Genomic DNA, 25,910 nt, shown 5'->3' with positions numbered 1-25,910 from the left:
TAATTAGTAAAAAGTCTCGCCATTTTGAGCCATATCACGCAATTTGGCAGGTGCTTCATATGCCTTACCTAAATGTGCGTACTTATCGCACAATACAACATAGTTTGCGACACCGATTTGGTCGATATATCGGCAAGGGCCGCCACGAAATGGTGGGAAACCTACGCCCATAATCATCGCCATATCAGCTTCAGCAGGGCTTGCGACGATATTATCTTCCAAGCAGCGTACGGTTTCATTGCAAAATGCAATCATCATGCGGTCGATAATTTCTTGCTCATCAAAAGTCTGATCGCCAGTTTGAACCAAGTTTAACAGCTCATAAGTGGTACTATCGGCAATTTTTTTAGGTTTGCCACGCTTATCAGTTTCATATTGATAAAAACCAACACCATTTTTTTGACCCAAACGCTCATGCTCAAACATCAGCTGCGTTGCACCTTTATAATCTGGCTTCATACGATCAGGGAAACCCTCTGCCATCACCTTGGCAGCATGCACGCCTGTATCCATACCCACAACATCCAAAAGATACGCAGGACCCATCGGCCAGCCAAATTTTTCCATGGTCTTATCAATACTAACAAAATCGGCACCTTCTTTGACCAGCAAATCGAACGCACCAAAATAAGGAAATAACACACGATTCACCAAAAATCCTGGGCAGTCATTGACGACAATTGGAGTTTTGCCCATTTTTTGTGCCAATGCAACCGTTGTTGCAATGGCGATATCGCTGGTCTTCTCGCCACGAATCACCTCAACTAACGGCATGCGATGTACTGGGTTAAAAAAGTGCATACCCACAAAGTTTTCGGGGCGTTTTAGGGCATTCGCCAAGCGAGTGATAGAAATCGTTGAGGTATTTGAGGCCAAAATGGTCTCTGGTTTTACCAAGCCCTCCACCTCAGACAATACCGCTTCTTTGATTGTAGGGTTTTCAACGACCGCCTCAATCACAATATCAACTTCACCAAAATCGCCATAGTTTAAGGTTGGGCGAATGTGGCTTAAGGTTTGAGCCATCTTAGCTGGCGTTGATTTACCACGCAAAACCTCTTTTGATAACAGTTTACCAGCTTCATTCATGCCAAGGTCTAACTGCTTGGCTTGAATGTCTTTCATAATAATTGGCAAGCCCTTGACCGCTGCCTGATAAGCGATACCGCCACCCATGATACCTGCACCAAGTACAGCTGCTTGCTTGATGGTTTGTGCATTTTGACTGTGCTTTTTGGCAAGTTTTTTAACTGTTTGGTCATTTAAAAATAAGCCGACCAAGGCGGCCGCTTGTGGGGTTGTTGCAGCTTTTGTAAAACCTTTGGCTTCAAGGGCAATCGCATCATCACGGTTTAAATTGGCGTGTTTTTCGATGGTCTCAAGGGCAATCGCCACCGCAGGATAATGTTTTGGATTGGCTTTGGCAAAAATGACACCCTTAGCCGAATTAAATGCCATTGCCTGCTCCAGCTGATTGAGCTTAACTGGTACTTGTTTTTCTTGACGCTTCGCCTGCCAATCAAACTTGCCTAATAAGCATTTTTTGACCAAATCAGCCGCTGCCTGCTCAAGCAGCTCATCAGCCACCACCGCATCAACCAATCCCAATTTAAGTGCTTCATCAGGTCGATAAGCCTTACCTGTCGCAATGGCCTCAAGGGCGTTATCAATGCCAATCAGGCGTGGCAGACGCACTGAACCGCCAAAACCTGGAAAAATACCAAGCTTAGTTTCAGGCAAACCAATTTGGGCAGAAATACCCGCCACACGGTAATCGCATACCAAAGCCATCTCACAGCCACCGCCTAACGCTGCACCATTAATCGCCGCCACTTTTGGGAAGGGCAAATCCTCAAAGCGATTAAAAATATGATTGATATCCAAAAGCCATGCCTCAATTTCATCTTTAGAGCGACTAAAATATTCGGTAAACTCAGTAATGTCCGCACCAGCAATAAACACCGATTTACCTGAAGTGACAATTAAGCCTTGAATATCATCACGGTTTTCAAGTACTGTTACCGCTTCTTGATATTCTTGGGTGGTTTTGCGATCAAATTTATTAACGCTTTCATCAGTGGCATTAAAATGAAACTGCACGATACCTTGTGTTTGGTCAAAAAAATCGACCTGAATATTTTTTCCTTGATAAATCATAAATACCCCTTGTGATGTTAGTCAATCATGTTGCCATGCTTGGCAAACGCACCTTTAATATAACACACCCATCACGCCATTTCACCTGCCATATTCCTGCTTAATGATGACCCATGGGTCACGCATATCTTAATCACACCAATACTTTTTTATTCCAAATCATATGATCAATAAAATCATATAATAAATATCGGTCAGTATGGTTCATCATGATTTTATCAAAGCATTGACTAAATAATTATTTACAAAAACTCGCTATTTTTATAAGATATACATCATAATCAATCCATACCAAGCTGATTTATCCAATTTTGACCCAAATCTTTCATGAGGTTTTATTGTATTTGTTATGACACAGCCAACCTATTACGACATTTTGGGCATATCTTTATCCGCCGATACCGAAATCATTGATGCCGCTTATCACGCTTTAACCAAAAAATATAAACATAATCCCAATGCCGCTCATCGTCTTGTGCAAATTCGCCAAGCCTATGAAACCTTATCAGATCCCATCAAGCGAGCAGACTATGACTCATGGCTACAAATGAATGCAAGGTTTAGCCGCACGACGCCGCCCAACTTTGGCACACAAACTACCCATTCGCCCATACAGACAACCGATGATTATCGCCCACATGAGCCGCCCAAACCCAAAAAATCATCACTGACAAGCTGGCTAGTTGGGCTATTGATAGCGATGATTGCTGTGGTGATTTTGGCATATTTTTTGGTATCATCAGCAGGATTTTTTGGGCATCGTGACGAGCCTGTCACTCCCTTAAATCATGACACGCCTAACAGCAGTATTCCCAAATTGGTTGCCATTGAGCCGATGATACCATTCACACCTGATGAAATCACGCCAGAACAACGAGCCTCATACGAACACGCACATGCTGCTTATTTGGCGGCGGTAAATCGCATTAATGCCGTTTGGAATAATCTGCCCAAAACCATTCAAGATGAACTGCGTGATGAACAACGCTCCATCAATAGCACACGAGAAGAGGTTTGTAAGGCACAAGCTGCCAGCCAATACAGCCACCCAATGGACATAGACACGGCACGCTATCAGTGCGAAGTACCCAGACTTGATGAGCGTACCGAAACTTTGCGTATTTATGCAGCCAATGTCGCCGATCAGCCAACGCTATTTTATGACCCCAGCTATCCCAATCAGCCGACCTATAGTGATCACAGCAATCATTTAGAGGGCTATACGCCCAGTGAAGCACATGCCTTATACGATGATGCTGTTGCCCATATTAACGCCGTTTGGGATGAGTTATCTGACGAGACGCAATCACTGCTGCGTGATGAACAGCGAGCCATCAATGCCGACCGTGAACGACACTGCCAAGTCAATGCCCAAAATACCTATAACAACCGTCATGATCAAACGGTCGCACGCTATTTATGCGAGGTGGCACTGCTGTATGAGCGTGCCGAAGAGCTGGCGTTGTATGATTGATATCATCAACTGATTTCACCAACCCAAAGAAGAATCATGACACGAATTTACCCGTTACTCAGGAGTACTATTTAAGATAGGGTACTGCTTAAAGAGCAATCCGCCGAATGCTATCGGCGGATTTTTGATGAATATCCAAGCTGTCTTAAATGACAGCCCCCATCACGATTTAGGCTTAGTCACTGGCGGCTTGCCAGACTCAATGACGCCTTTGGTGACAATCACTTCTGCGATATCGGTCATGCTAGGTAGCTCATACATCGTATCCATCAGTGCATTTTCAATGATAGAACGCAAGCCACGAGCACCCGTTTTTCGCTCTTGGGCACGCTTGGCGATGGCGGTCAGTGCTTCAGGCTCAAAGGTTAATTGAACACCTTCCATATCAAAAAGATACTGATATTGCTTGACCAGTGCATTTTTAGGCTCGGTGAGAATTTGCACCAAGGCAGCTGAATAAAAATCATCAAATAATGATTTATATTTGAAAATGATGTTTAATACTGTCTTTGAGTGCGATAGATAAAAATGGTGGTACCGCATTACCAATTTGTAAATTTTTATCACTTCTTGATCCAAAAAATAGGTAGCTATCTGGAAAACCTTGTATTCTTGCACCCTCCCTAGTTGTTAAGGATCTAGCAACTTTTGGATGTATACATCTCGATGAGGAAGGTGTGCTTAGATTCCTTGTAATTGTTGTACTAGGCTTATTCCACCAAAGTCTAGAATAGGTGTTTGCAAAACCACTTTTTGGTCTAATAGACTCTGGTAAATCCAAAGGAGTTCCTCCATCTGGCAGTGCTTTCATCAGTTCAATTAATTTTTGATTATTTTTAGGAGCATTATGATCCATCAAATGAGCTGGGGCATTTTTTCGCATCAATTTTTGATATGAGTTTTGTGGTTTATCAGCGTAATCAATGGCAATTTCCCCTGACTCAATTAATGGAAGGTCTCCAATAGCTTCCGCCAAAGTAACATAAGGTTTCATCATACTCGTAGGTAGAGTTAATAGCTGATCAGGATTATAATGTGTTGGTTGTGGAAAAATGAAAGGCTGGTTCAATTTTGAACCTACCACAATTACCCTTTCTCGAATTTGCGGTGTCCCAAAATCTGCTGCATTTAGTATCTTATGATCGATATGATATCCAAGCGAACCAAATAATCCAAGAATTGTTTTGAATAGCTCTCCTTTTTGAATGGATAATAACCCTTTAACATTTTCAAAGATAAAAGCTTTGGGTTGCAATTCTTTTAATATTCTATAGTACTCTTGAAATAATTTCCCCCTAGGATCATCTGCTAATCTCTTACCTACCGTTGAATAAGCTTGGCAGGGTGGCCCGCCAACCACCAAATCTATCTCACCTATCTTTATACCCAAATCTTGAGATAAATCATGTATACCAAAATCTTTAATATCCCGATTATACATTTTGACCAAAGGGTGATTGAGCTCATAGGCTTTTGCCATTTTTGGTAGGATTTCATTTGCTGCAACGATCATAAAACTTTCATCATGGGCAAAACCGTAGCTTAATCCACCGACACCTGCGAATAAATCAATAACTTTTATCTTATTCATAATTGTATTTCTAGATCCGAAAACCTTGGAGGAATTTCGGTTAATCTCCACAAAAAATGATTGGAATCAATGTTAAATACAGTCTGCCCTTCCATCTGTTGTCTAGTAATCCAATTCACACTATCATCCTCGATAGTGTCTAGCCGAACAAAAGCGACCTGCCCATTATAAATATCAATATGTACCACCAATGAAGCGATACCATCAGTTATTTTGACTCTCTTTGCCTCTAGAACTTTGTGCTGTTTGATATCATTAATGCCCTGAAATCCCGATTGTACTTCAACACGAATCAACTCTCCATTATGAAGTTTTAGCTCTAAATCTGCTTTAGGGGTACGTTTAAAAGATTCGATATTTGATAAATCATCATCACCAATCAAACGGATATTACTGATTGGAACTTCAAAAATGACACTTAGAGCATTCAGAAAGAAATTTGCAATAACCAAACCTCTTATCCATGAAAAATAGACTTCCTCAGGTCTTCTACCTTGATTATTTAACCTATGCAAAATTTGATTATTTTTTATTTTTTCAAAAATCTCAAGAATATTTAAGTTGCAAAACTCTGTTGTATTTTCAACCCTAATACTATCAACAACAAGGTTGTTAATCTTATTGACAATATCTTTTAACCTATTATTTAAACCATCAATATAGTCATAATCAATAGATGGTTTAATATCTTTGGCTGCAAAAAATTCTTTTGCCTCTCTTTGGCTATTAAAACCTAGCCTTTCTCTATAACTTTTGAAATACTTTGGGTTTGTCATGAAAATCAACCTTAAGATTAAAGGCTATCATAATATTACTACATCCAGAACACGGTCTTACAATCTAGCTTTTTTATTATGTGCCAATCTCATAAACATGATTTTGTTATGAAAAAATCTGTTCTTATACAATAAACTAATTTAAACTAAGCTTTTAGTGATCAAAATTCACACTCATTACATTCCAGCCCCTATAAACAGATCTTACCTGCTGGCAAAAATAGCAGGTAAGATCTGATAAGCAGGATGTGATTATCTCCCATCACGATTTAGGCTTAGTCACTGGCGGCTTGCCAGACTCAATGACGCCTTTGGTGACAATCACTTCTGCGATATCGGTCATGCTAGGTAGCTCATACATCGTATCCATCAGTGCATTTTCAATGATAGAACGCAAGCCACGAGCACCCGTTTTTCGCTCTTGGGCACGCTTGGCGATGGCGGTCAGTGCTTCAGGCTCAAAGGTTAATTGAACACCTTCCATATCAAAAAGATACTGATATTGCTTGACCAGTGCATTTTTAGGCTCGGTGAGAATTTGCACCAAGGCAGCTTCGTCAAGCTCCTCTAAGCTTGCAATCACTGGCAGGCGGCCGATCAATTCTGGAATCAGACCAAATTTAATCAAATCTTCAGCTTCTACCTCACGAAATAGTTCGGTGATGCTTGATTCATCTTGGGCTTTAACATCAGCATGAAAACCGATGCCTGTTTTTTCGGTACGCTGGCGAATCACTTTATCCAGCCCAGCAAATGCCCCGCCCACAATCATCAAAATATTACTGGTATCTACCTGAATCATCTCTTGGCGTGGGTGCTTGCGACCGCCTTGGGGTGGAATATTTGCTACCGTCCCCTCAATGAGCTTAAGCAGTGCCTGCTGCACGCCCTCGCCTGAAACATCACGCGTGATTGATGGGTTTTCGCTTTTGCGAGAAATTTTATCAATCTCATCAATATAAATGATACCTTTTTCGGCTTTTTGGACATCATAGTCTGCCGCTTGCAGCAGTTTTTGAACAATATTTTCAACATCTTCACCCACATAACCTGCCTCGGTCAGTGTCGTTGCATCTGCCATGGCAAATGGGACATCCAACATCTTGGCAAGTGTCTGTGCCAGTAGCGTCTTACCCGAACCTGTCGGTCCGATAAGCAAGATGTTTGATTTGGATAACTCAACACCATCCGTATCTTTTTTATCATTAGCAACCTTCAGGCGTTTATAGTGATTATAAACCGCCACAGCCAGTGCCTTTTTAGCAACATCTTGACCAATAACATAATCATCTAAGTGTGCTCGCAGCTCTTTTGGCTTTGGCAGAACTTTATTAAGCCATTCATCTTTATCGCTATCTGTTTTAATGCTCAGTTGGACATCTGATTGGTGGCTGGTGTCAGCTGATTGATCAGACGATCTGCTAGAAGATTTGGTTGGTTTTGACCAATCTCCCAATAAATCCCCACAAACAGCGATGCATTCATTACAAATATTAGCGTCATTGCCTGCGATGAGCTTTTGAACTTCGGTTTTTTTCTTGCCACAAAATGAGCAACTTGGTATCTCTTTGGTTGTCATAACAGCCCCTTATAGATTTTTTGGTCGCTTATCAAGTACGACATCCACCAAACCATAATCACGCGCCTGCTCAGCACTCATAAAATGGTCACGGTCGGTATCACGCTCAAGCTTTTCAATCGGTTGGCCTGTATGTTCTGCCAATAAACGGTTTAATTTGGCTTTTAGCTCAATGATTTCTCGAGCATGAATCTCAATATCAGAGGCCTGACCACGAAATCCCCCCAATGGCTGATGAATCATCACACGGGAGTTTGCCAATGCGTAACGCTTACCTTTTTCTCCTGCCGACAATAAAAATGAACCCATTGAAGCGGCTTGACCCATGCAAATCGTTGAAACATGGGGTTTGATAAAGTTCATTGTATCATAAATTGCCATGCCTGCCGTGACAACACCGCCAGGTGAATTGATATATAAATGAATGTCTTTTTCTGGATTATCCGCCTCCAAAAACAGCAGCTGGGCGACAATTAGGTTTGCCATATTGTCTTCAACTTGACCTGTCAAGAAAATGACTCGCTCACGCAATAGGCGTGAAAAAATATCAAACGATCGTTCGCCACGACCTGACTGTTCGATGACCATAGGTACCAGTGCATTGTTAGGGGCATATAAAGCATCGGTCAGCTGGTCATAATAAGGATTGTGTTTTATGCTCATGGTATTCTCAGTTTGTATCGTTAATGCCTGTTTTTAAACTTAGTATCTTTAAAAACAAAGTTTTCATGAATGTTCAGTGATCTGGTTTTATCTTTAGAACAAAAACCCCACGCATCAGCTTGGGGTATTTGTCAAATCAGCAATCAGCCTAGCTCAACATAAGATTAGATGGCTTGTTGCTGGGCTGCGGCCAACAACTCTTGGTAATTGACTGTTTTATCGCTCACCTTGGCATGACCAAGCAGATAGTCCACCACTTGATCTTCTAGCACAACAGACTCAACTTGGGCACGCTGTGCTTTATCATTGGTATAATATTCAATCACTTCTGCTGGATCTTCATAGTTTTCAGCAGCTTCTGCGATAAAGGCAGTCACACGGTCTTGATCAACAGTGAGTTTTTGCGATTCGATGATTTGGCTGACCAAAACGCCCAAACGCACGGCACGCAATGCTTGATCTTCAAATAATTCATTTGGCAACATATTTGAATCAAAAGTCTTAGGATCTGCACCAAACTGCTGAGAAAAGCGATTTAGCATCAGTTGGCGTTGACGGTCAATTTCTTGATCCAACATGGCTTTTGGCACATCAAATTCATTTTTTTCAAGCAAAGCATCAAACGCAGCTTGTTTGACTTGATTGCGAGCGGCATGTTTTACCTCACGCTCCATATTTTTGCGAACATCGGCTTTTAACTGATCTAAACCACCTTCGGTCACACCAAACAGCTCAAAGAATTCATCATTGAGTTCAGGCAAAGCTGACGCCTTGACTTCTTTTAGCGTGATGATAAATTGCGCTTCTTTACCTGCCAAATGCTCTGCTTGATAGTCTTCAGGGAAAGTAACCGTGATGGTTTTTTCTTCGCCAGCTTTCATGCCTTTCATGCCATCTTCAAAGCCTGGAATCATGCGACCTGAACCGATGACCAAGGTGTGATTTTCGGCACTGCCACCTTCAAATTTCTCGCCATCAATCAAGCCTTCAAAATCAAAAGTTGCTTGATCGCCTTCTTCTAGCTCACCTTCTTTGGTTTCAAAAGTTTGGCGTTGCTTTTGTAGATTTTCAACCATGGTATCCACATCTTCATCAGAGATGGTTGCGGTGTGACGCTCAACTTCAATTTCGCCCAAGCCTTGAACTTCTACTTCTGGGAAAGTCTCAACCGTGGCTTGATACACCAAAAAATCATCTTCAAGCTTCACATCATCAATGTTTGGCACGCCAACAACACGGATTTTTTCGTTGCCAATGGCTTCAAAGACAGTATCACGAATGACATCGTTAATCACTTCTTGCTGAATGCCAGCACCATACTGTGAGCGAATGTGTGACACTGGCACTTTGCCCTTACGAAAACCATCAATTTTGGCAGTTTTTGCAACACTACGGATACGACTTTCAACCTTACTTTGGATATTACCTACAGGCACTTTGACCGTTAGCTGCGTTTCTTTATCAGAAACCACATTCACAGATATTTGTAAATCGCTCATAACTCACCTTAAATCATTTAAAAATAAAAAACAGTCGGTCAAAAGACCAAAATCTAGTTGTGAAAATATACTAATATCCCAATTAAAGAATATTTAACTATAACCACATAAATATATTAAAAGCAATACAGTATAGCTAATCATTGTGAAAAATACAACTCTTAGCCCATGCGAAAACTAAAAATCACACCAGCCAAGTTTCTTTTAATTGGCGAAGCAAATCTTGCAGTGCAGACGCTCGGTGGCTGATGGCATTTTTGGCGGCACGATCCAGCTGGGCGGATGATTTTTTAAGCTTGGGGATATAAAACAGCGGATCGTAGCCAAATCCATGCTCGCCCACAGGTTCATTAAGTATCTCGCCATGCCATTTGCCAATTGCGATAAGTGGCATCGGATCGTCGCCATGACGCACATACGCCAGTACACAGACAAAAAAGGCATCAATGGGGGCACGGCTGCGATAGGGTTTTAATTGCTCAAGCAGTTTGGCATTATTGGCAGCATCATCGCCATGTCGTCCAGCATAGCGTGCCGAAAAAATCCCAGGGGCGTTGCCAAGAATGGGGACACATAGCCCTGAATCATCTGCCACCGCAGGCAGCCCACTGACTTTGGCGGCATGGCGTGCTTTGATGATGGCATTTTCAATAAAACTCTTCCCATCTTCGCTGACATCGCCAATCCCCAAGCTGCCTTGAGTGATGATATGAACGCCCAAATCAGCGTCATCAAATAACGCCTGAAATTCTGCCAACTTACCTTGATTGTTGCTGGCTAATACCCACTTTTGCATCATTACTCCCTTTGTGATTGATTGGTTTTAGCTGGTTGGATTGGTTAATTTTATCAAATACCATGACAAAATGGCGTTATTTTTTATATCGCTATTTTTGCTGATACAGCCACATTATTTGACGATATTATCATCACTCATCCATCTCAGAAACACACGCACTGATGGGCAGATGGTCAGATAAATTTGACCACGGCACACCGCCATGCACCATCGCATTATGCACCTTAAGCCTACGCACATAAATGCGATCCAAACTTAATACAGGCATTTTGGCAGGAAAAGTGGCAGGATATTCACCATGCACTTGCAAAAACACTTCACTAAGCCCTAGTGATGACAAGGCTTGACAAGATTTTTTTGACCAATCATTAAAATCGCCTGCCAAAATCAGCGATGCATCTGCTGGCAATGTGAAAATATAATCACGAATTGCTTGATATTGCTTAATGCGGTCTCGATGCAACAAATTTAAATGGCAACACAACACAACCACAGGACGCCTCCAGCCATCTGGATGCACCTCACAATGAAGCACACCTCTTTTTTCAAGGCGATTGACGGTAATATTTAGGTTGTGTTTTGGGTCAAGTGGGTGGCGAGAAAGCACTGCGTTGCCATGATGACCGTGTTCGTATTCAGCATTTTTGCCATAGCTTGATGCAATGCCCAAAAACTCGCCAAACCATTCATGTTGCCCACCGTCAGGAAATTCAGCAAAATTAATCGTGTGTTTGAGATTTTGCCCTTGCACCTCCTGCAGACATAAAATATCAGGATTGGTTTTTAATAAGGCATCCTTCATGCCCATCAATCGTACCAAGCGATTGGTCGGCGACATACCTTTATGAATATTATAACTGGTGATTGTAATGGATTTCATGGCGTGGTATTTTATGGATATGTTGGTAGAATTGATTTTAATGATGGCTATTGTAGCACGATGATGATAAATTGATGATTATTTGTTTTAATACCCTTGTAAAACTCAAAACTGTACGCATTTAAATTTGGGTTAAAATTTTAAGCACCCCATACAGTTTGGCTTTTAGACCGCCCAAACTGTTTTTGATATACTCTAACAAAAGGAAAATCCCCCATGGATACCGATATCATCCTAAAAAATACCCCCCTTGACGCCCGCTTACAGTTGATTGACTTTAATAAAGCCACACCTCAAACACTTAAAAATTTAATTCAAACCGTCTTAGATGATGCCAACGAAACTCTGACCGACATTGAATCGGCAAGCCTGCCAACCAACGCAAAAGAAGCATTTGAAAAAATCCAAAAATTTAATGCAATCAGCGAAAAGCTCGACCGTTATTTTAGCGTACTATCACACCTAAATAGCGTTGCCAGTAATGATGCCGTCCGCCAGACCCACCATGAGGTACTACCCAAAATTTCTGAACTTGGCACACGCATTGGACAATCTGTCGCTTTATTTTCTTTGTATCAGCTGGTTGATACACAATTTGACCAACTACCAAGCCAATACCAAAATACCGCTCAAAAACGCGCCATTGAAAAATCTTTACAAAGCTTTCGCTTATCTGGTGTGGCATTGGATGCAGATAAAAAAGCACAATTTGCCGACATTCAAAGTAAGCTGTCTTTGGCTTCTGCTAAGTTTGCAGATAATGTCATGGATGCGACGCGTCATTTTGTTCGACCACTACGCCCAGATGAATTATCAGGCATCAGCGAAAACGGCTTAGCACTGCTTAAATCAGCAGCCGAAACTTATCGTGCCAAGCATCCAGAGGCGACACTTGAAACAGAATATGTTGCCACCCTTGATATGCCGATGTATTTGGCGGTCATGCAGTTTGCTGACAATCGCACGCTGCGTGAAGAGCTTTATCATGCTTATAATACACGCGCCTCTGACCAAAGCCCAGATACAACCGAGTTTGACAATGCCCAAATTATGGTGGATATCATCAATTTACGCACTCAAAAAGCCAAACTTTTGGATATGCAAGACTACAGCGAACTGTCGCTTGCCACCAAAATGGCAAACACCAGTGATGAGATTGAGAAATTTTTACTGTCATTAAGTCGTGCCGCCAAGCCACAAGCTTATGCAGAATATCAAGAACTTAAAGACTACGCCCAAAGCTTAGGTCTCGATGAACTTAAACCTTGGGATGTGGCTTATGTCAGTGAAAAAATCCGCCAAACCAAATTCAGCTTAACCAGCGATGAGCTTCGTCCATATTTTCCGCTACCTGTGGTATTAGATGGTTTATTTGAAATCTGTCAAAGACTGTTTGGGGTTAAAATTTCTGTTACCCAAAAACAAAACTATGTTGCATGGCATGAGGATGTGCTGTTTTGTGTGATTCATGATTCAGACAGTCATGAACTGTTGGGCGGCTTATATCTTGATTTGTTTGCCAGAGCAGGTAAACAAGGCGGTGCTTGGCTAGATGGCTTCCAAAGCCGACAAGTTTACGGTGATGAGTTACGCTTGCCAGTTGGCTTTGTGATTGGTAACTTTGCACCACCCATTGGTGATAAACCCAGTTTATTATCCTTTGACGAGGCCAATACGCTGTTCCATGAGTTTGGTCATGCACTGCACCATGTATTAACAACGGTCGATGTAGCTGATGTCTCAGGCATCAGTGGCGTTGAATGGGATGCTGTAGAGTTACCAAGCCAATTTATGGAAAACTTTGCCATCACCGATGAAGGTCTACGCCTAATTAGCCGCCATGTAGAAACAGGTGACGCCCTGCCAAATGATAAAAAAGATGCACTTATCGCCACCAAAAATTTCCAAACTGGTTTACAGACGCTACGCCAAATGGAGCTTGGTTTGTTTGATTTGCGGTTGCACACCGCTAAAATGGTTAACTTCGGTCAAATCACTTATGCAGACATCTTATCGGTAGCCGATGCTGTGCGTGATGAGGTTGCCGTCATCTTGCCAGCTTCATATCAGCGTTTTGGTAACGGCTTTAGTCATATTTTTGCTGGAGGCTATGCTTCAGGATATTATTCTTATATTTGGGCAGAGGTGCTATCAGCAGATGCGTTTGGTAAATTTGAAGAAGATGGTATCTTTAATCCAGCCACAGGCCGTGCGTTTCGTGATGAAATTTTAGCCCGTGGTAGCTCTCGTGATGCCCAAGATAACTATGTGGCATTTCGTGGACGCAAAGCCACCCAAGAAGCGTTGTTACGCCATCGTGGCTTGATTAATCAAGCATAATCACATGCGTTACCAATCTAATCGCCCAAAGCGGCAGTTTTTGGCTGGTGTGGTTTGCCCCACTTGCAAGAAAATAGATACCATCGTCCAAGTTCAAGTCTTTGAGCCTGACTATGATGAATATATTGAATGCATTGAGTGCGGGCATCATGAGCATCGTCCCACACCTGATGAGCTTACCACCATCCAAGAACACGCCGCCCAAGCAGATGGCATTGGCATTGTGAAGTTTAGATAAATTTCACAATACCAAGCGTGGCTATGATCATTTAAGATCAAACTTGCCTTTCTGAGCGTTATTATCATGGCAGGTAATTTTTATGCCCACTGCACGCATCTGTTTAATACCCAACAAAAAAGATGCCCAATGATTGAGCATCTTTTTTTGATATAAGAATTTATGCATATTTAACACTTAATACGCCATTATTTATCCTTAGTTTCATTGAGCTTATCAATCCGCTGTTGCAGTTTTTTAATCTGTTTAGCATGCTCTTTGGCCTCTTCTTCACGCCATTTATCAGTTTTATAAAAATCAGCATCATGGCGATGAGTTAGGTCTGGTACATGTTTGATATTCATTTCATTGAGTGCAAAACTTGTAAACAGACTGTAGTCATTTTTTTGCTCTTGATAAGTATTTGCCCAGTGACCAAACTGCTCAGCTGCATATAAGAAAGTTGGGTTAGCACACACCTGCTTATCTTGCAAAGCTGCAACAAACTTATAAGAATGCGAAGGCGTCACCCTATCATCACGCTTGGAGGTCATCACCAATGTTGATGGATAACAGACACCTGCCTTGACATTATGATAAGGCGAATAGCTTTTTAAAAGCTTGTATTGTGCAACACTGTCATAGGGCAAACCATACTCACCTGCCCAATATTGGGTATGGAAATTATCGTTATAACGCAACATATCAAGCACGCCTGCCGCTGGTATGGCGACACGGAATTTTTCAGGATGCAAGACCATAGAAGCACCCACCAACAGCCCACCATTTGACGCGCCAGAGATTGCCAAATGATTGCTATCAGCATAGCCTGATTGTGCCAAATAATCAGCCGCAGCTGCAAAATCATCAAAGACATTCATTTTATTGAGCAGGCGGCCATCCTTATGCCATGTATGGCCATATTCACTGCCACCACGGATAAAGGCAGTTGCCCACACACCACCATGCTCAAGCCAAGCGGCTTTGCTTTTATGAAAGGCAAGATTTTCAGTAGCCCCAAACCCACCATAACCATACAATACGGTTGGGTTTTTACCATCAAGTTTAATCCCTTTTTTATAATTGATATTCATCGGTACTTTGGTACCATCTTTTGAGGTGTAAAGTATTTGTTTACTTTCATAAAGATTTTCATCAAAAGGAATCAAATCTCGACGACGCACATCAATAAACTCGCCCTTTGATGGGCTGTATTTATAAACCGTACGAGGCTTAATGATGGCATTAAAGCGAAAAGACACATAGCTTTCATCAGGGGTTTGATCATCCTCATCGGCTACCTCTTTATCTTTTGCTTTTTTATCCCCATCCTTGTTGTCATCTTCTGCAACATAGCTGGTTAAATCGTCCGCATTACCTGGTATGTCAGGTGTCAAATCTTTAACAATCTTGCCCGTTGTATCGGTTAATATCAGCTTGTGTGTGCCATCTTTTAGATATTTAATCAAAAAATGACCGCCTGCTTCAGGGTGATAAATCGCCTCTAAGGTTTCATCATACTCATCAGGGATAGCAACCACAATCTCACGCTTTTTAGGATTGTTTAGGTTCATTTTGAAAATATCACCCTTGATATTTTTTTCACCTGAGATGAAGTAAACATCCAGCGTTTTATCATCAAAATGTACCAAAGAGGCTAACGGTGCGTGAGTATAATCAGGTGCGTGATAGAAAAAGTCATTAAAGAATTTTTCGCTGTGAATACGATATACCTTATTGGTTTTGGTGTCTTTGATGAAGCTAGTCGGTGCTTTTTTATATGCTTCAATGACTAAATACCGTCTGGTTTCATCATCGCTGTACCACATATCCGTTGGACCTGCACCATCGATCTCACCCCAAGTCACCTCAATGGGATCAACCCATTTTTTGCTACCAACTTCATGGCGTTTGATTTGTGAGCCTTGAATGTACAAAAAGCTCTTATCATCTAGCCAAATAATGCTGTTATTGTCAGCATTTTGAATCGGCTCAATGGCAGCTTTACCTGTTTTGATATCGATGACATGTAAATCTGTGCGTCCTCGGGTGTCTGTATCATTATTACCAGGGGCGGTGACATAGGCAACATAAGAGCCTTTATCGCTGACATAAATATCTGGCCACGGCAAAACGGTATTACCATCTTCTGAAAGCTCTCTTTCATTGAATAAGGTGCGCTTATTGCCATCAGTGTCTGTCAACTCAAGGCGGATATAGCCGTCTTCATGACGGTATAATTCAAGACTGCCTACGCCATCTTTATTTTCTTTACGGTAGCTATAGCGGTAGCTCATCAAAGCGTTAATATTGTTTTTGACTTGCTCATAGATTGGGTTGGCATCAAAATACTGATTGGTTACCTCATTTTGAGCATTTACCCAATCATTAACCTCGCTTGATTGTTTTGGCTTAACCGTCTGTAAATCTTTGCGTGTGCGGTTATCACACAACCCATCTTTCACATCATCTTCAAGCAACGAACCAATCAGATTGCGATCACGATCTTCATCAGTTTCTTGGGTGTAGTCTTTATTCATGTCATCGACATTTTCAAGCCAACGAAACTTATCAACAATTTTTTCACCAAAATAGCGACTGACGCCATCATCGGGACGAGGGTATGCTGAAGAGTCGCCAAACTCACCTTCAGATCGCACATGGTCAGCTGATCTGCCATATTCGCCACTTAAAAAATAATCCGTACTGTCTTGATGAATGCGTGTTACAGGATAAGTATAAACACCGTTAGTGGGCGGCTTAGTATCTTGTAAAGCTGCTTCATTATCGATGGTTTTGGTGCCAAATGTTGCCATTTGATGAACAGAAGTGCATTGGGTCAGGTACGCACACGATATGCCAGCACTGATAATAGCGGCTAGTTTATTGAGTTTCATTATTGTCTCCGTACTCCATAACAGAGCAAAAGTTAGTATGCTTGGTCAAAAAAGTAATCAGCCAAGCAATACTATTAAATTTAATTAGCTGATGCTTGAGTTTAACCATCAATGAATTTAACTAAGTCGAAAACAAACTTATCTTATCTCAAATGGATTGTAACTAAATTTATAAAATCATACGGTTTAAGATAAATTTGTTTAACAACTTATGATATTTTCAGCCAAGAAGCTGCTTAGAAAATGAATGACACGCCAGTACGATAGCCTGTATTGTGAAGCTTGCTAAAGTCTTTATTACCCAACTGATTGGTAATTTTTTCGTCATCAATACGGCCGTATAGGCGTACATTTTCTCTTAGATAATAATCGGCACGCACATAAGAGCGTTTTGAATCAATCTTATCAAATAACGCTGTTTCATAAGCCTGAACAAAATTATGGCATGAATCATTGGCATCAGCAACACACAAGTCTTTTTGGTAGGCATGTATCAGTGCTGCACCGCTTTTTTGAGTGCGTTCAGCAACTTTTTTACCAAAGCCTGCCGTCATGGTTAGGCGAGGCGTGATTTCATAACCTACCTTAACGCCCATATAGTTGCCCTTAGATTTATCGGTAACAGTACCATTGATTTGTTCATTTTTTTGCCCAATATCTGCCGCCAATAGCAGTTTATTGTTGCGATATTCAACCGAAGCTGCCGTACCTTGGCTCTTGGTAGCATAAAAATTACTGTCTCTACCTGTGGTTTTTGCGTTTTGACGGCTATCACTATAGCCCAATGCAACACGCACCGTTTGATGATCATCAAGTGGATGAAGGTAGCTAACAGACGCACCAAAACCCTCTACCTCTTGCCCATTCTTCTTTTTACGAACATCGCTTGAAGCTGGCAGGCTATAATAGCCACTGGCATGCAATCCTTTAATGGCAGTATAATCCAAGCGGATGCTATTTTCCCCAAAAGTTTCAAGTGGTGTATAGGTATTGGTGCGTGTGACATAGCCCGTGTGCAGATATTGACGACCCAATGACAAAGAACCTAAATCTTTTTTATCAAATGCCATATTAGCACTATTTAGGTACATACCTGTACCGCTATCATAATAACCAAAACCAATCGCTCCACTGACACGCCAGCCATCTCTTAGTTTTCTAGATGCACGAAACTCCGTCCAAGAAGCACCTGTATCTTGCCCCAAGCGTACACGGCGATCACTTCTTTGCTCATAAGCACCTTTGGTGATGGCTTCGTAGTCATTGTTAACACTTGCCCAGCCTGTTTCTGGATAAAGGTAGGTATATTTTTGGCTATTTTTTTGCCCATAAGTGTTAATCTCACCATGCACATCAAAGCTAAAATCACCGCTTTTATACAGATTATAAATCGCATGGCTAGGCATTGCGTTTAACAAAATCATGGCGGTCAAAAGCTTTAATGGGTTTTTGATGATTGATGGTTTCATAAAATATCCTTATGTCCCTGAATGTTTATTGATCAATGATGAATGGCTAGCAGCTGTTTATCATCATTGATATGGTTGATAGAGTATGCTTAAATTCATTAAAATGAAAAGCCAGTTGAAATGCGATAGCTGTTATTCTTACGCTCACTATACGCACCTTCTTCGGTAAAGTTGGTGGTGCGTGTTTGGTTCATCGAAGCAGAAATCGATATGCCGCCATAGATATAATAACTTGCACTCAGACCATAGGTTTTTTGTTTGGTTTTATCAAAAAACCAACTTTCATGCACACGGCTTGAAATATTACCTCCTCGTTGTGCGATGATATTTGGTATATCCAAGCGTTTGTTGGGCTTGGTATTTTTATCGGTGGTTTTTTGTCCATAAGTCCCAGAAACAGAAATTCTTGGGGTTACTTTGTAGCTAATTTTTGTCCCAAAAGCTTTTGTGGTAATATCATCAATGATCGCACCGTGTAAATTTTCTTTGGCTTGACCAACATTACCGCTAATACTCCAATCTCCTTGGCGGTAACTTAGCCCCACAGTGGACGCTGTTTTGTTATTATAGGCGGTATCGCTAAAAAAATCTTTGTGCCTTTGGCTTTTGCTATAAGCCGTGCCAACAGACAGGGTTTGATTTGGGCTAATAGGATGGCTATAAGATGCAGAAAGACCTTGTGCTTTTTGGATATAGTAGTTTTCGTGGCTACTCACCGACCGTGTATCAGGTGAGCCAGGCAATGCATGGTATGCACTAAACTTAAACTTAGGGATATAGCTGGTACTAACCGATATGGCAGTGCTGTACTCGTTTGAGCCATCAACCAAATTATAAATTCCGCTGGGCGTACCAGCACCAGCACTAAATTCATTATCAGTATTAATACCGATACTGCCATATTTGGTGGCAAGATTCACGCCATAGCCATATGCAGCTCTTTGACCTTTGCTTGCTGGTGCATACAAACCAACATTACCAAATAAAGTAATATCCCGAGTTAGGTATTTTTGGGCACCCAGATAAACAGAAGCACCACCAAATCCATTGAGTCTTGCTCGCTCATCACTGTCTTGTCTGTCTTGGTCTTGTAGCATACGCTCTAAAGTGGCATTATTGCCATATACTGATGAGTCACCCAAATAAGTAAAAGTGCTTGAATTGACGCTAAGGCTGGGATTGACAGAACCACTGATACCAAATTTCAGACCATCTCTTAAGTTACGGTCAAGATAAACAGCATGTGCAGGTAAACTTGCCATAATCAACGAAACGCTGACGGCAAGTAGCCCAAGCTGTGTGGAAGTTTTTTTCATAAGTAATTGCTCCTTTTACTTACTTTTTGTTGGCTGTGATAGCTGGCGTAGTAGGATAAAGACAGACAAGAGATACAAAACCAGTCAAATTGTAAGGTAATATTACCTTATATAAACTTATGTTTCATATTTTATCTTTTTTATATCTTGTCGTTATTATAATGAAAAAAAATCCAAAAGCAATAGACTAAAGTTATAAAGTTATCATGGCGTGATTATTTCAATGATTATTTAAGGTTTCATTCAGACGCCTAAGATGTCAGCCATTTTATGATGACACGCATTCACCAACTGCCAAATCTGATGACCAATCACCATTCGCCCAACTTTTATCAAGATAACGCCCTTCTTTGGTCAAATACATTTGATATCGTCCTTGATATCAAATGTATTTGAAGCTATGGTCGATGTACTATCAAAATTTAGCCGTCAAACCTAAAGTCAGATTACGCCCCATCTGCGGTACAAACGGCAAAAATGAGTTGTGAATGTAGATTTGTTCATTAAGTAAATTATTCGCACGAATTGACAGCGTATAATCAACATTACGATATGCATTGTTATAATCTAAGCCAACATTGAGCAAATTATATCCTGCCGTTTTGTTTTCTGTGATATATCTTGGCTGCATCATCAAAGGGTTGTTATCACTGCCATAGTCGCTGATTCGGCAATGACTCTCATGGCGTTGGCAACCTTCTGGCTGCTTGAATTGAGGTTTAATGGCAACCGTTGAGGTGGCAACTTTATTTTGTGCAAACACATGGTTAAATTCTGCATTGGCAGACCAATGATCACCAAAATACCCTTGCCAACGAATGCCCAAACGGCTGGGCGGTACTCTGGGTGCGTAAGTTGGATTTCGTGCCAAACGGTCATAATCCTCCTCGCCTGAGGTTGTTGTACCGTTTTTATAGACATTAATGGTTGTACTACAATCATTATTATCGTTAATTTGCCCCCACTGTTCAGGCGTTTTTAAGGCACAAGTCAATCCACTATCAGCATCATAATCACCATTATCATCAACGGTCATATCCTTGATATCATCATCAAAATAAACCCACTTTCTGCCAGCATACACAAGCTTACCTTTAATATCAGATAATGCACCAATTTTACCTTGCACCATATCACCAAAAAACATCACACTGTGATTGGCATTTGGCTGGTAAGTTAATGAACCCTCCACACCATAAAACTTAGCCGTCGTCTGATTATAGCGTCTGATGTATAAATTGCCTTCTTTGGCAATGGTCTCATTAAAAATATAGTTATCAAAATTGCTATAGTAAGTGCTTGCTTTATAGCTGACTTTATCTGCTGTATGCATAAAACCCAGCTCATAATTATCCGATTTTTCTTTGACCAAGTTTTTATTGCCATGCTCAAAAGAGCTGGTCGCCAAATGCCCTCCTTGATAATACAGCTCCATCGGTGATGGAATGCGTTCGTTATGTGAGTAGGTCAATGACAATCGATGATTTGGCGTAATATCCCATAAGGCACTACCAGCATAAGAGGTGGCATGTTGTTTATATGTCGTCAAATCAGGATGATCAGGTGCTTTTAGCTGTGCTTTACTTAAAAAATACTGCAAAGCATGGTCAAGTAAATGCTGGTCATATTCAATTGGTGTTTTTTGTCTTTCATGACGCATCGCCACCTTAAAAGTCATTTGATTTAGCTTTAGTTGCTCAAGTCCAAAAATACCAAGGCTTTTATTGGTATTTGGAACTAATAAGTAAGGACGATATTGGTTAATGTTTTGACTTTGGGCTTTTTGCCATTCTGCTTCTGATTGAAAATAGCTTGGCAAATACGCCTCTCCTGCTGCAGATTTTTGGGTTTGATACCCAATACCCAATACCCCAGATAAGCGTTTGGTCGGTGTATGATATAACTCCAAGCGACCATTAACGCCTTTTTTTGTAAAAATAGAGCTGGCATGACCCTTATCCACTGTTGTATCACGCTCAGAAGGTTTGTGATTGTTTGGGTCTTGCTCATTGCCAGCATCTTTTTCATCATGATAATAATCTGCATAAGTTAAGCTTAGCTTAATTTTATCCAAACCTTGAATAGGCCGATATACCTCGCCACGAATGTCGTAGCGATCGGTTTTCATATCAATCCAAGGCGAATGATGTTCATGATTGATGGGCACGCCCGTGGGATTATGCTCACCGATATGGTCTTCGTGGTTGTGGCGGCAATGCGTATGAGGATTGTCATCAATATCTGAATCTTCCATCAAATGAGGATAAATAGGTAAATAATAATTGGATTTTGTGATATTATGCCATTTGATAAAATGCTCTCGTTGGCTGTCGCAGTGGATATGCCCTGGGATACCATAACGATCTTTACGGTGGCTATAAGAAGCACCGATATGCCCATTATCATGAATATAAGACACGCCAATCATGCCAACGGTAGAGTTATTTGCACTACCTGGCACATAATCTAACATGCGATCTGCCTGAAAATGGGGAACTTGATAGTCATCAGCCTCTCGCTTTAAGCCCTCCACCCGAACCGCAATGCGATCTCCTACCCCAAAGCTCACCCCTGCAGTTGCAAGCTTTTCATGGTTGTTTGTGTTATATCGAAGCATCGTCTCGCCTTCGATTTTGTCATGGATAGCACCACTAGGCATACGATTCGGGATACGGTCATCAACAACATTAATCACACCAGCTGGCGATGCCAAGCCATATAACAGCGTATCAGCACCACGAACAAGCTCAACTTTAGACGCTAAAAGTGTATCGGTCGCCACAACATGATCAGGCGATATTGATGACACATCAATCACATCAGTTCCATTTTGTAAAATCTTAAGACGCACACCCTCTTGCCCTCGCACAACAGGTGCAGATGAACCGCCACCAAAAGGGTTACTATGAATACCAAGCTCACCACTTAACGCATTGCCCAAGGTTGCCGAACGATATTTTAATTTATCTTTTGAAAGCGTAAGATCACTGGATTGTTTTGAATCATTAGATACAAAACCTGTATTTTGGTTCGTTTGTGAGCTTACCAATACACCCTTTAAGGTGGTGGTTGGCTCTTCACCCAGCTTGGTATTATCTGCTACCGCTGGCATCGCAAAGGTGGCCGATATCGCACAAACAAGTGGTTTTTTTATCATGATACCCTCGGTTATGATATAACATAATTAAATAAAGCACATTATTATATAGCATATTTAAAAAATAACAATGATTTAATAAGAAAAGATACTTGAGCATCTGATTAGAACACTTTAATATTAATCCTACCATCTACCAATGCAAATGAGATCATATTTACCTTTATTGACTATTTGCCATAAAGATGAGAAGCATTGACCATTGTTCACAAACTCACAAACATTTGACCAAATAAGTTTTGGGCAATAAAAAAACAAGATTTGGTTATGCGTATGTAAAAATAGCGTTAAGCTATAAATTTTTTTAATAATATATTATCAATGGTGATATTTGTAATAATTATTGCCTAATTCTTACAAACTTGTTTATAATAAGTAAAAATTAACCAAAAAGAGAATTATTATGATTAAGTTTATTGCTATTTTAAGCGTCGTAGCAACTGCATTAGCCCTATCGTCCACGCCTGTGATGGCAAAAATACTACTTGTAGCGGCAAAAAGGGCGGAATTAGCCACTGCAGCGGTGGAAAATTCATCTGTAAAGATGGCTCAATCAGTGCATCCAAAAAAGCATGTCAGTAAGGTGTGTTATGAAAAAGTTCTTAAAACGCCTTGGTATTATATTTGCTGTATTTTTTGGTATTATGGTGGTACTTGCCACCATCATTGAAACGCCTGAACAAGAAACCAAGAAAGAAGTTGAGCAAACAGACGAGCAGAAAACCGAGCAAGCCCCTCAGCAAGCAACCAATCAAAAGACTAAGCAAGAGACTGGGCCAAAAGCTGAAGCAAAGGCTAACAACGGGCCTAAAGCAAAGCCTGTCGTTAGTAAGCCCATATCTGAACACGCTTTTACAGAATACGACAAAGAAAACTACCCCAAAGTATACCAAAAATGGGGCAGTGATTGGATTGAAAGACTAGAAGCACACGAAAGGGCAGCGGCTGATAAAATTGCCAATTCTGATAATGCGTGTGATAGCATTAGTTTTATAGCTCTATCAGACGCAAAAAGTATTCCAAAACAAGAAATTGTTGTTTTTGTGGATTGTGCTAATGGTGAAAGATTTTTTGTATCAGATAAAGATTTAAATAAAGAGCTTAAATCTCAGTCCGAGCAAGCAATATCTGATAAAGTTGCATTATCAGAATGCCGAGAAATGGTAAAACGAGATGCTAAATATCCAGATAGCGTTGATTTTAAACTATTAGACACAAGTGTTCAAAAATCAAAAACCCATGGTAATGTCATTGTTACGACTAAATTTACCGCTAAGAATGATTTTGGGGCTGAGCTACCTTATACCGCTAAGTGCTTATTTACGCCTGATGGTAAAGTAGAGTTTGAATATATCAAGTAAACTATAATTACAACCTTATCTAGACAGATTGAGTTTCAGCCTTTGTAAATACAGAAGCGGTGATTTTAGCAAATCATCGCCAAAGTTAATCAAACGAGCTATCATCAATCATTTTTTATCCAAGTGATTATTTACCCCAAATAAAAACACCCCAAAATATTTTGGGGTGTTTGTCCAATCAAAGCTAAGCTATCTTAAGATTACTTACGCTTTTTGCGTTGAATGGCATGAATGGCTCTGCCATCTGCCGATAAAGCAGCTTCATGTACCGCCTCAGAAACCGTCGGATGAGCAAAGGTCATCAGCTGCAGATCTTCGATACTAGAAACAAATTCCATGGCAATCATGCCTTGGTGGACAATATCACCTGCACCAACTGATACAGCATGCATACCCAATAAACGGTCAGTTTTGGCATCAGCCACCACTTTAATCAAGCCAACGCCCTCACCTTGTGCTAATGCACGACCATTGGCAGATAAGCTAAATGAGCCTGTTTTCACTTCATAACCTTGTTCGGTGGCAGCTTGCTCAGACAGACCTACCCACGCAATCTCAGGATGGGTATAAATCACACTGATGATGGTGTCATAGTTGACTTGGGCTTTTTCGCCATGAATGCGTTCAACAGACATCATGCCCTCTTCCATCGCTTTGTGGGCAAGCATCGGACCACGAACCAAATCACCGATAGCATAAACGCCGTCTAGGTTGGTTTTACATTGGTCATCAACCGCTACCAAACCACGCTCGGTAAGCTCAATGCCACAATTTTCTGCCAACAGCTTTTCACTATAAGCACGACGACCTACGCACACAATGAGCTTATCAAAGGTATCTGTTTGAGTTTCACCTTTAACATCAGTGGTTACGATCACTTGACCATCTTTTACCTCAGCACCTGTCACTTTGGTATCAACACGGATATCAAGGCCTTGTTTTTTAAGTAGCTTCGCTGCTTCTTTTGAGATGTCTTTGTCAGCGACTGCCAAAAATTCTGGCATGGCTTCATAAACCACAACCTCTGCACCCAAACGACGCCAAACCGAGCCAAGCTCAAGCCCAATCACACCAGCACCAATCACACCCAAACGCTTCGGAACCTCAGCAAATTCCAACGCACCTGTTGAGTCAACGATATACTCGCCATCAGTTTTGGCAACAGGAATCTCAATTGGGACAGAGCCTGCCGCTAGAATCACATATTTGGCAGTAATGATACTTTCATCGCCCTCAAGTGGTGTAAATTTTACTTGTTTTTCAGCACCTTTACCATCGACCAATGTACCCCAGCCTTGTAACCAGTCAACGCCATTACCCTTCAAAAGACCTGCCACGCCTTGGGTTAGCCCCTTGACAATGCTGTCTTTACGCTCAAGCATCTTGGCAATGTCAATATTAACATCACCTGTTGTGATACCGTGGTCAGTCAATTCATGCTTGGTCGCCTCAAAGCGATGCGAACTGTCAAGTAAGGCTTTTGATGGGATACAGCCCACATTTAGGCAAGTACCACCAAGAGCAGGTTCGCCTTTATGTACACGCTTTTCGATACAAGCAACACTAAAGCCCAGCTGTGCCCCACGAATCGCTGCTTCATAGCCACCAGGACCGCCACCAATTACAACTAAATCATAAGAATTTTTCATCATATTCTCTTTTTTTCTCTATGTTAAAAACACACAAAGAATTGTCAGAACGCCTCCAACAATCCTTTGCAAAAACCATCTGTCAA

Annotated in this window: 17 protein-coding genes and 1 pseudogene; 4 read left to right on the top strand and 14 right to left on the bottom strand. The window is 41.1% G+C overall.

What is annotated here, in order from left to right; genetic code table 11:
* Positions 1–3 precede the first annotated feature (3 nt).
* Positions 4–2,157 carry a fatty acid oxidation complex subunit alpha FadB gene (fadB, locus tag A4U55_RS00620; protein WP_063453897.1) on the bottom strand — a complete coding sequence of 718 codons (2,154 nt, stop codon included), beginning with the start codon at positions 2,155–2,157 and terminating at the stop codon, positions 4–6.
* A gap of 349 nt (positions 2,158–2,506) precedes the next feature.
* Here fadB and A4U55_RS00615 point away from each other — a divergent pair, with 349 nt between their 5' ends.
* Positions 2,507–3,631 carry a DnaJ domain-containing protein gene (locus A4U55_RS00615; protein ID WP_003661048.1) on the top strand — a complete coding sequence of 375 codons (1,125 nt, stop codon included), beginning with the start codon at positions 2,507–2,509 and terminating at the stop codon, positions 3,629–3,631.
* Positions 3,632–3,793: 162 nt separating this feature from the next.
* On the opposite strand, the pseudogene clpX (A4U55_RS00610) reads toward A4U55_RS00615, so the two are convergent.
* The 8 genes and pseudogenes from clpX (A4U55_RS00610) to A4U55_RS00575 all read right to left on the bottom strand — a co-directional run.
* A pseudogene (gene clpX / locus A4U55_RS00610) lies at positions 3,794–4,081 on the bottom strand (ATP-dependent Clp protease ATP-binding subunit ClpX); the annotation flags it as partial.
* A gap of 28 nt (positions 4,082–4,109) precedes the next feature.
* Positions 4,110–5,222: a DNA cytosine methyltransferase gene (locus A4U55_RS00605; RefSeq protein ID WP_063453895.1), complete on the bottom strand. Its 1,113-nt coding sequence runs from the start codon at positions 5,220–5,222 to the stop codon at positions 4,110–4,112.
* Complete coding sequence (locus A4U55_RS00600) at positions 5,219–5,998, bottom strand: hypothetical protein (RefSeq protein ID WP_063453894.1); 780 nt, start codon at positions 5,996–5,998, stop codon at positions 5,219–5,221. The genes A4U55_RS00605 and A4U55_RS00600 overlap by 4 nt, the downstream gene beginning before the upstream one ends.
* Positions 5,999–6,260: 262 nt before the next feature.
* Entirely contained in the window at positions 6,261–7,577 is a 1,317-nt protein-coding gene (clpX, locus tag A4U55_RS00595) for an ATP-dependent protease ATP-binding subunit ClpX (RefSeq protein WP_063453893.1), read from the bottom strand.
* Positions 7,578–7,586: 9 nt separating this feature from the next.
* Positions 7,587–8,240 (bottom strand): ATP-dependent Clp endopeptidase proteolytic subunit ClpP, encoded by a 654-nt coding sequence (gene clpP / locus A4U55_RS00590; RefSeq protein ID WP_003661044.1) that lies wholly within the window; start codon positions 8,238–8,240, stop codon positions 7,587–7,589.
* 164 nt (positions 8,241–8,404) lie between these two features.
* The gene (gene tig, locus A4U55_RS00585; protein ID WP_003661042.1) at positions 8,405–9,739 is read right to left on the bottom strand and encodes a trigger factor; all 1,335 of its coding nucleotides are present in this window, start codon (positions 9,737–9,739) and stop codon (positions 8,405–8,407) included.
* Between the two features lie 184 nt (positions 9,740–9,923).
* On the bottom strand, positions 9,924–10,535 hold the full coding sequence (rdgB, locus tag A4U55_RS00580) for an RdgB/HAM1 family non-canonical purine NTP pyrophosphatase (protein WP_003661040.1): 612 nt from the start codon (positions 10,533–10,535) through the stop codon (positions 9,924–9,926).
* A 133-nt stretch (positions 10,536–10,668) separates the two neighbouring features.
* Positions 10,669–11,418, bottom strand: coding sequence for an endonuclease/exonuclease/phosphatase family protein (locus tag A4U55_RS00575; protein WP_063453892.1), 750 nt, complete (start codon positions 11,416–11,418; stop codon positions 10,669–10,671).
* Between the two features lie 216 nt (positions 11,419–11,634).
* Here A4U55_RS00575 and A4U55_RS00570 point away from each other — a divergent pair, with 216 nt between their 5' ends.
* Complete coding sequence (locus A4U55_RS00570) at positions 11,635–13,758, top strand: M3 family metallopeptidase (RefSeq protein ID WP_063453891.1); 2,124 nt, start codon at positions 11,635–11,637, stop codon at positions 13,756–13,758.
* Positions 13,759–13,762: 4 nt separating this feature from the next.
* Positions 13,763–13,996 carry a YheV family putative zinc ribbon protein gene (locus A4U55_RS00565; RefSeq protein WP_063453890.1) on the top strand — a complete coding sequence of 78 codons (234 nt, stop codon included), beginning with the start codon at positions 13,763–13,765 and terminating at the stop codon, positions 13,994–13,996.
* Between the two features lie 188 nt (positions 13,997–14,184).
* Here A4U55_RS00565 and A4U55_RS00560 read toward each other — a convergent pair whose 3' ends face one another.
* The 4 genes from A4U55_RS00560 to A4U55_RS00545 all read right to left on the bottom strand — a co-directional run bounded on the left by A4U55_RS00560 (position 14,185) and on the right by A4U55_RS00545 (position 22,814).
* Entirely contained in the window at positions 14,185–16,872 is a 2,688-nt protein-coding gene (locus A4U55_RS00560; protein ID WP_063453889.1) for a prolyl oligopeptidase family serine peptidase, read from the bottom strand.
* A 236-nt stretch (positions 16,873–17,108) separates the two neighbouring features.
* A complete protein-coding gene (locus A4U55_RS00555; protein ID WP_003670747.1) occupies positions 17,109–18,341 on the bottom strand; it encodes a transporter in 1,233 nt (410 codons plus the stop codon).
* 98 nt (positions 18,342–18,439) lie between these two features.
* Complete coding sequence (locus A4U55_RS00550) at positions 18,440–19,657, bottom strand: hypothetical protein (RefSeq protein WP_003666550.1); 1,218 nt, start codon at positions 19,655–19,657, stop codon at positions 18,440–18,442.
* Between the two features lie 415 nt (positions 19,658–20,072).
* The gene (locus tag A4U55_RS00545; protein WP_063453888.1) at positions 20,073–22,814 is read right to left on the bottom strand and encodes a TonB-dependent receptor; all 2,742 of its coding nucleotides are present in this window, start codon (positions 22,812–22,814) and stop codon (positions 20,073–20,075) included.
* 590 nt (positions 22,815–23,404) lie between these two features.
* Here A4U55_RS00545 and A4U55_RS00540 point away from each other — a divergent pair.
* Entirely contained in the window at positions 23,405–24,175 is a 771-nt protein-coding gene (locus A4U55_RS00540) for a hypothetical protein (RefSeq protein WP_003661021.1), read from the top strand.
* Between the two features lie 200 nt (positions 24,176–24,375).
* Here A4U55_RS00540 and lpdA read toward each other — a convergent pair whose 3' ends face one another.
* Positions 24,376–25,824, bottom strand: coding sequence for a dihydrolipoyl dehydrogenase (gene lpdA / locus A4U55_RS00535; protein WP_063453887.1), 1,449 nt, complete (start codon positions 25,822–25,824; stop codon positions 24,376–24,378).
* Positions 25,825–25,910: the final 86 nt, after the last annotated feature.

Origin of the sequence: Moraxella catarrhalis (assembly GCF_001632285.1) — a bacterium.
Taxonomy (GTDB): Bacteria; Pseudomonadota; Gammaproteobacteria; order Pseudomonadales; family Moraxellaceae; genus Moraxella; species Moraxella catarrhalis.
This window is presented reverse-complemented; position numbering and strand designations above follow the sequence as displayed.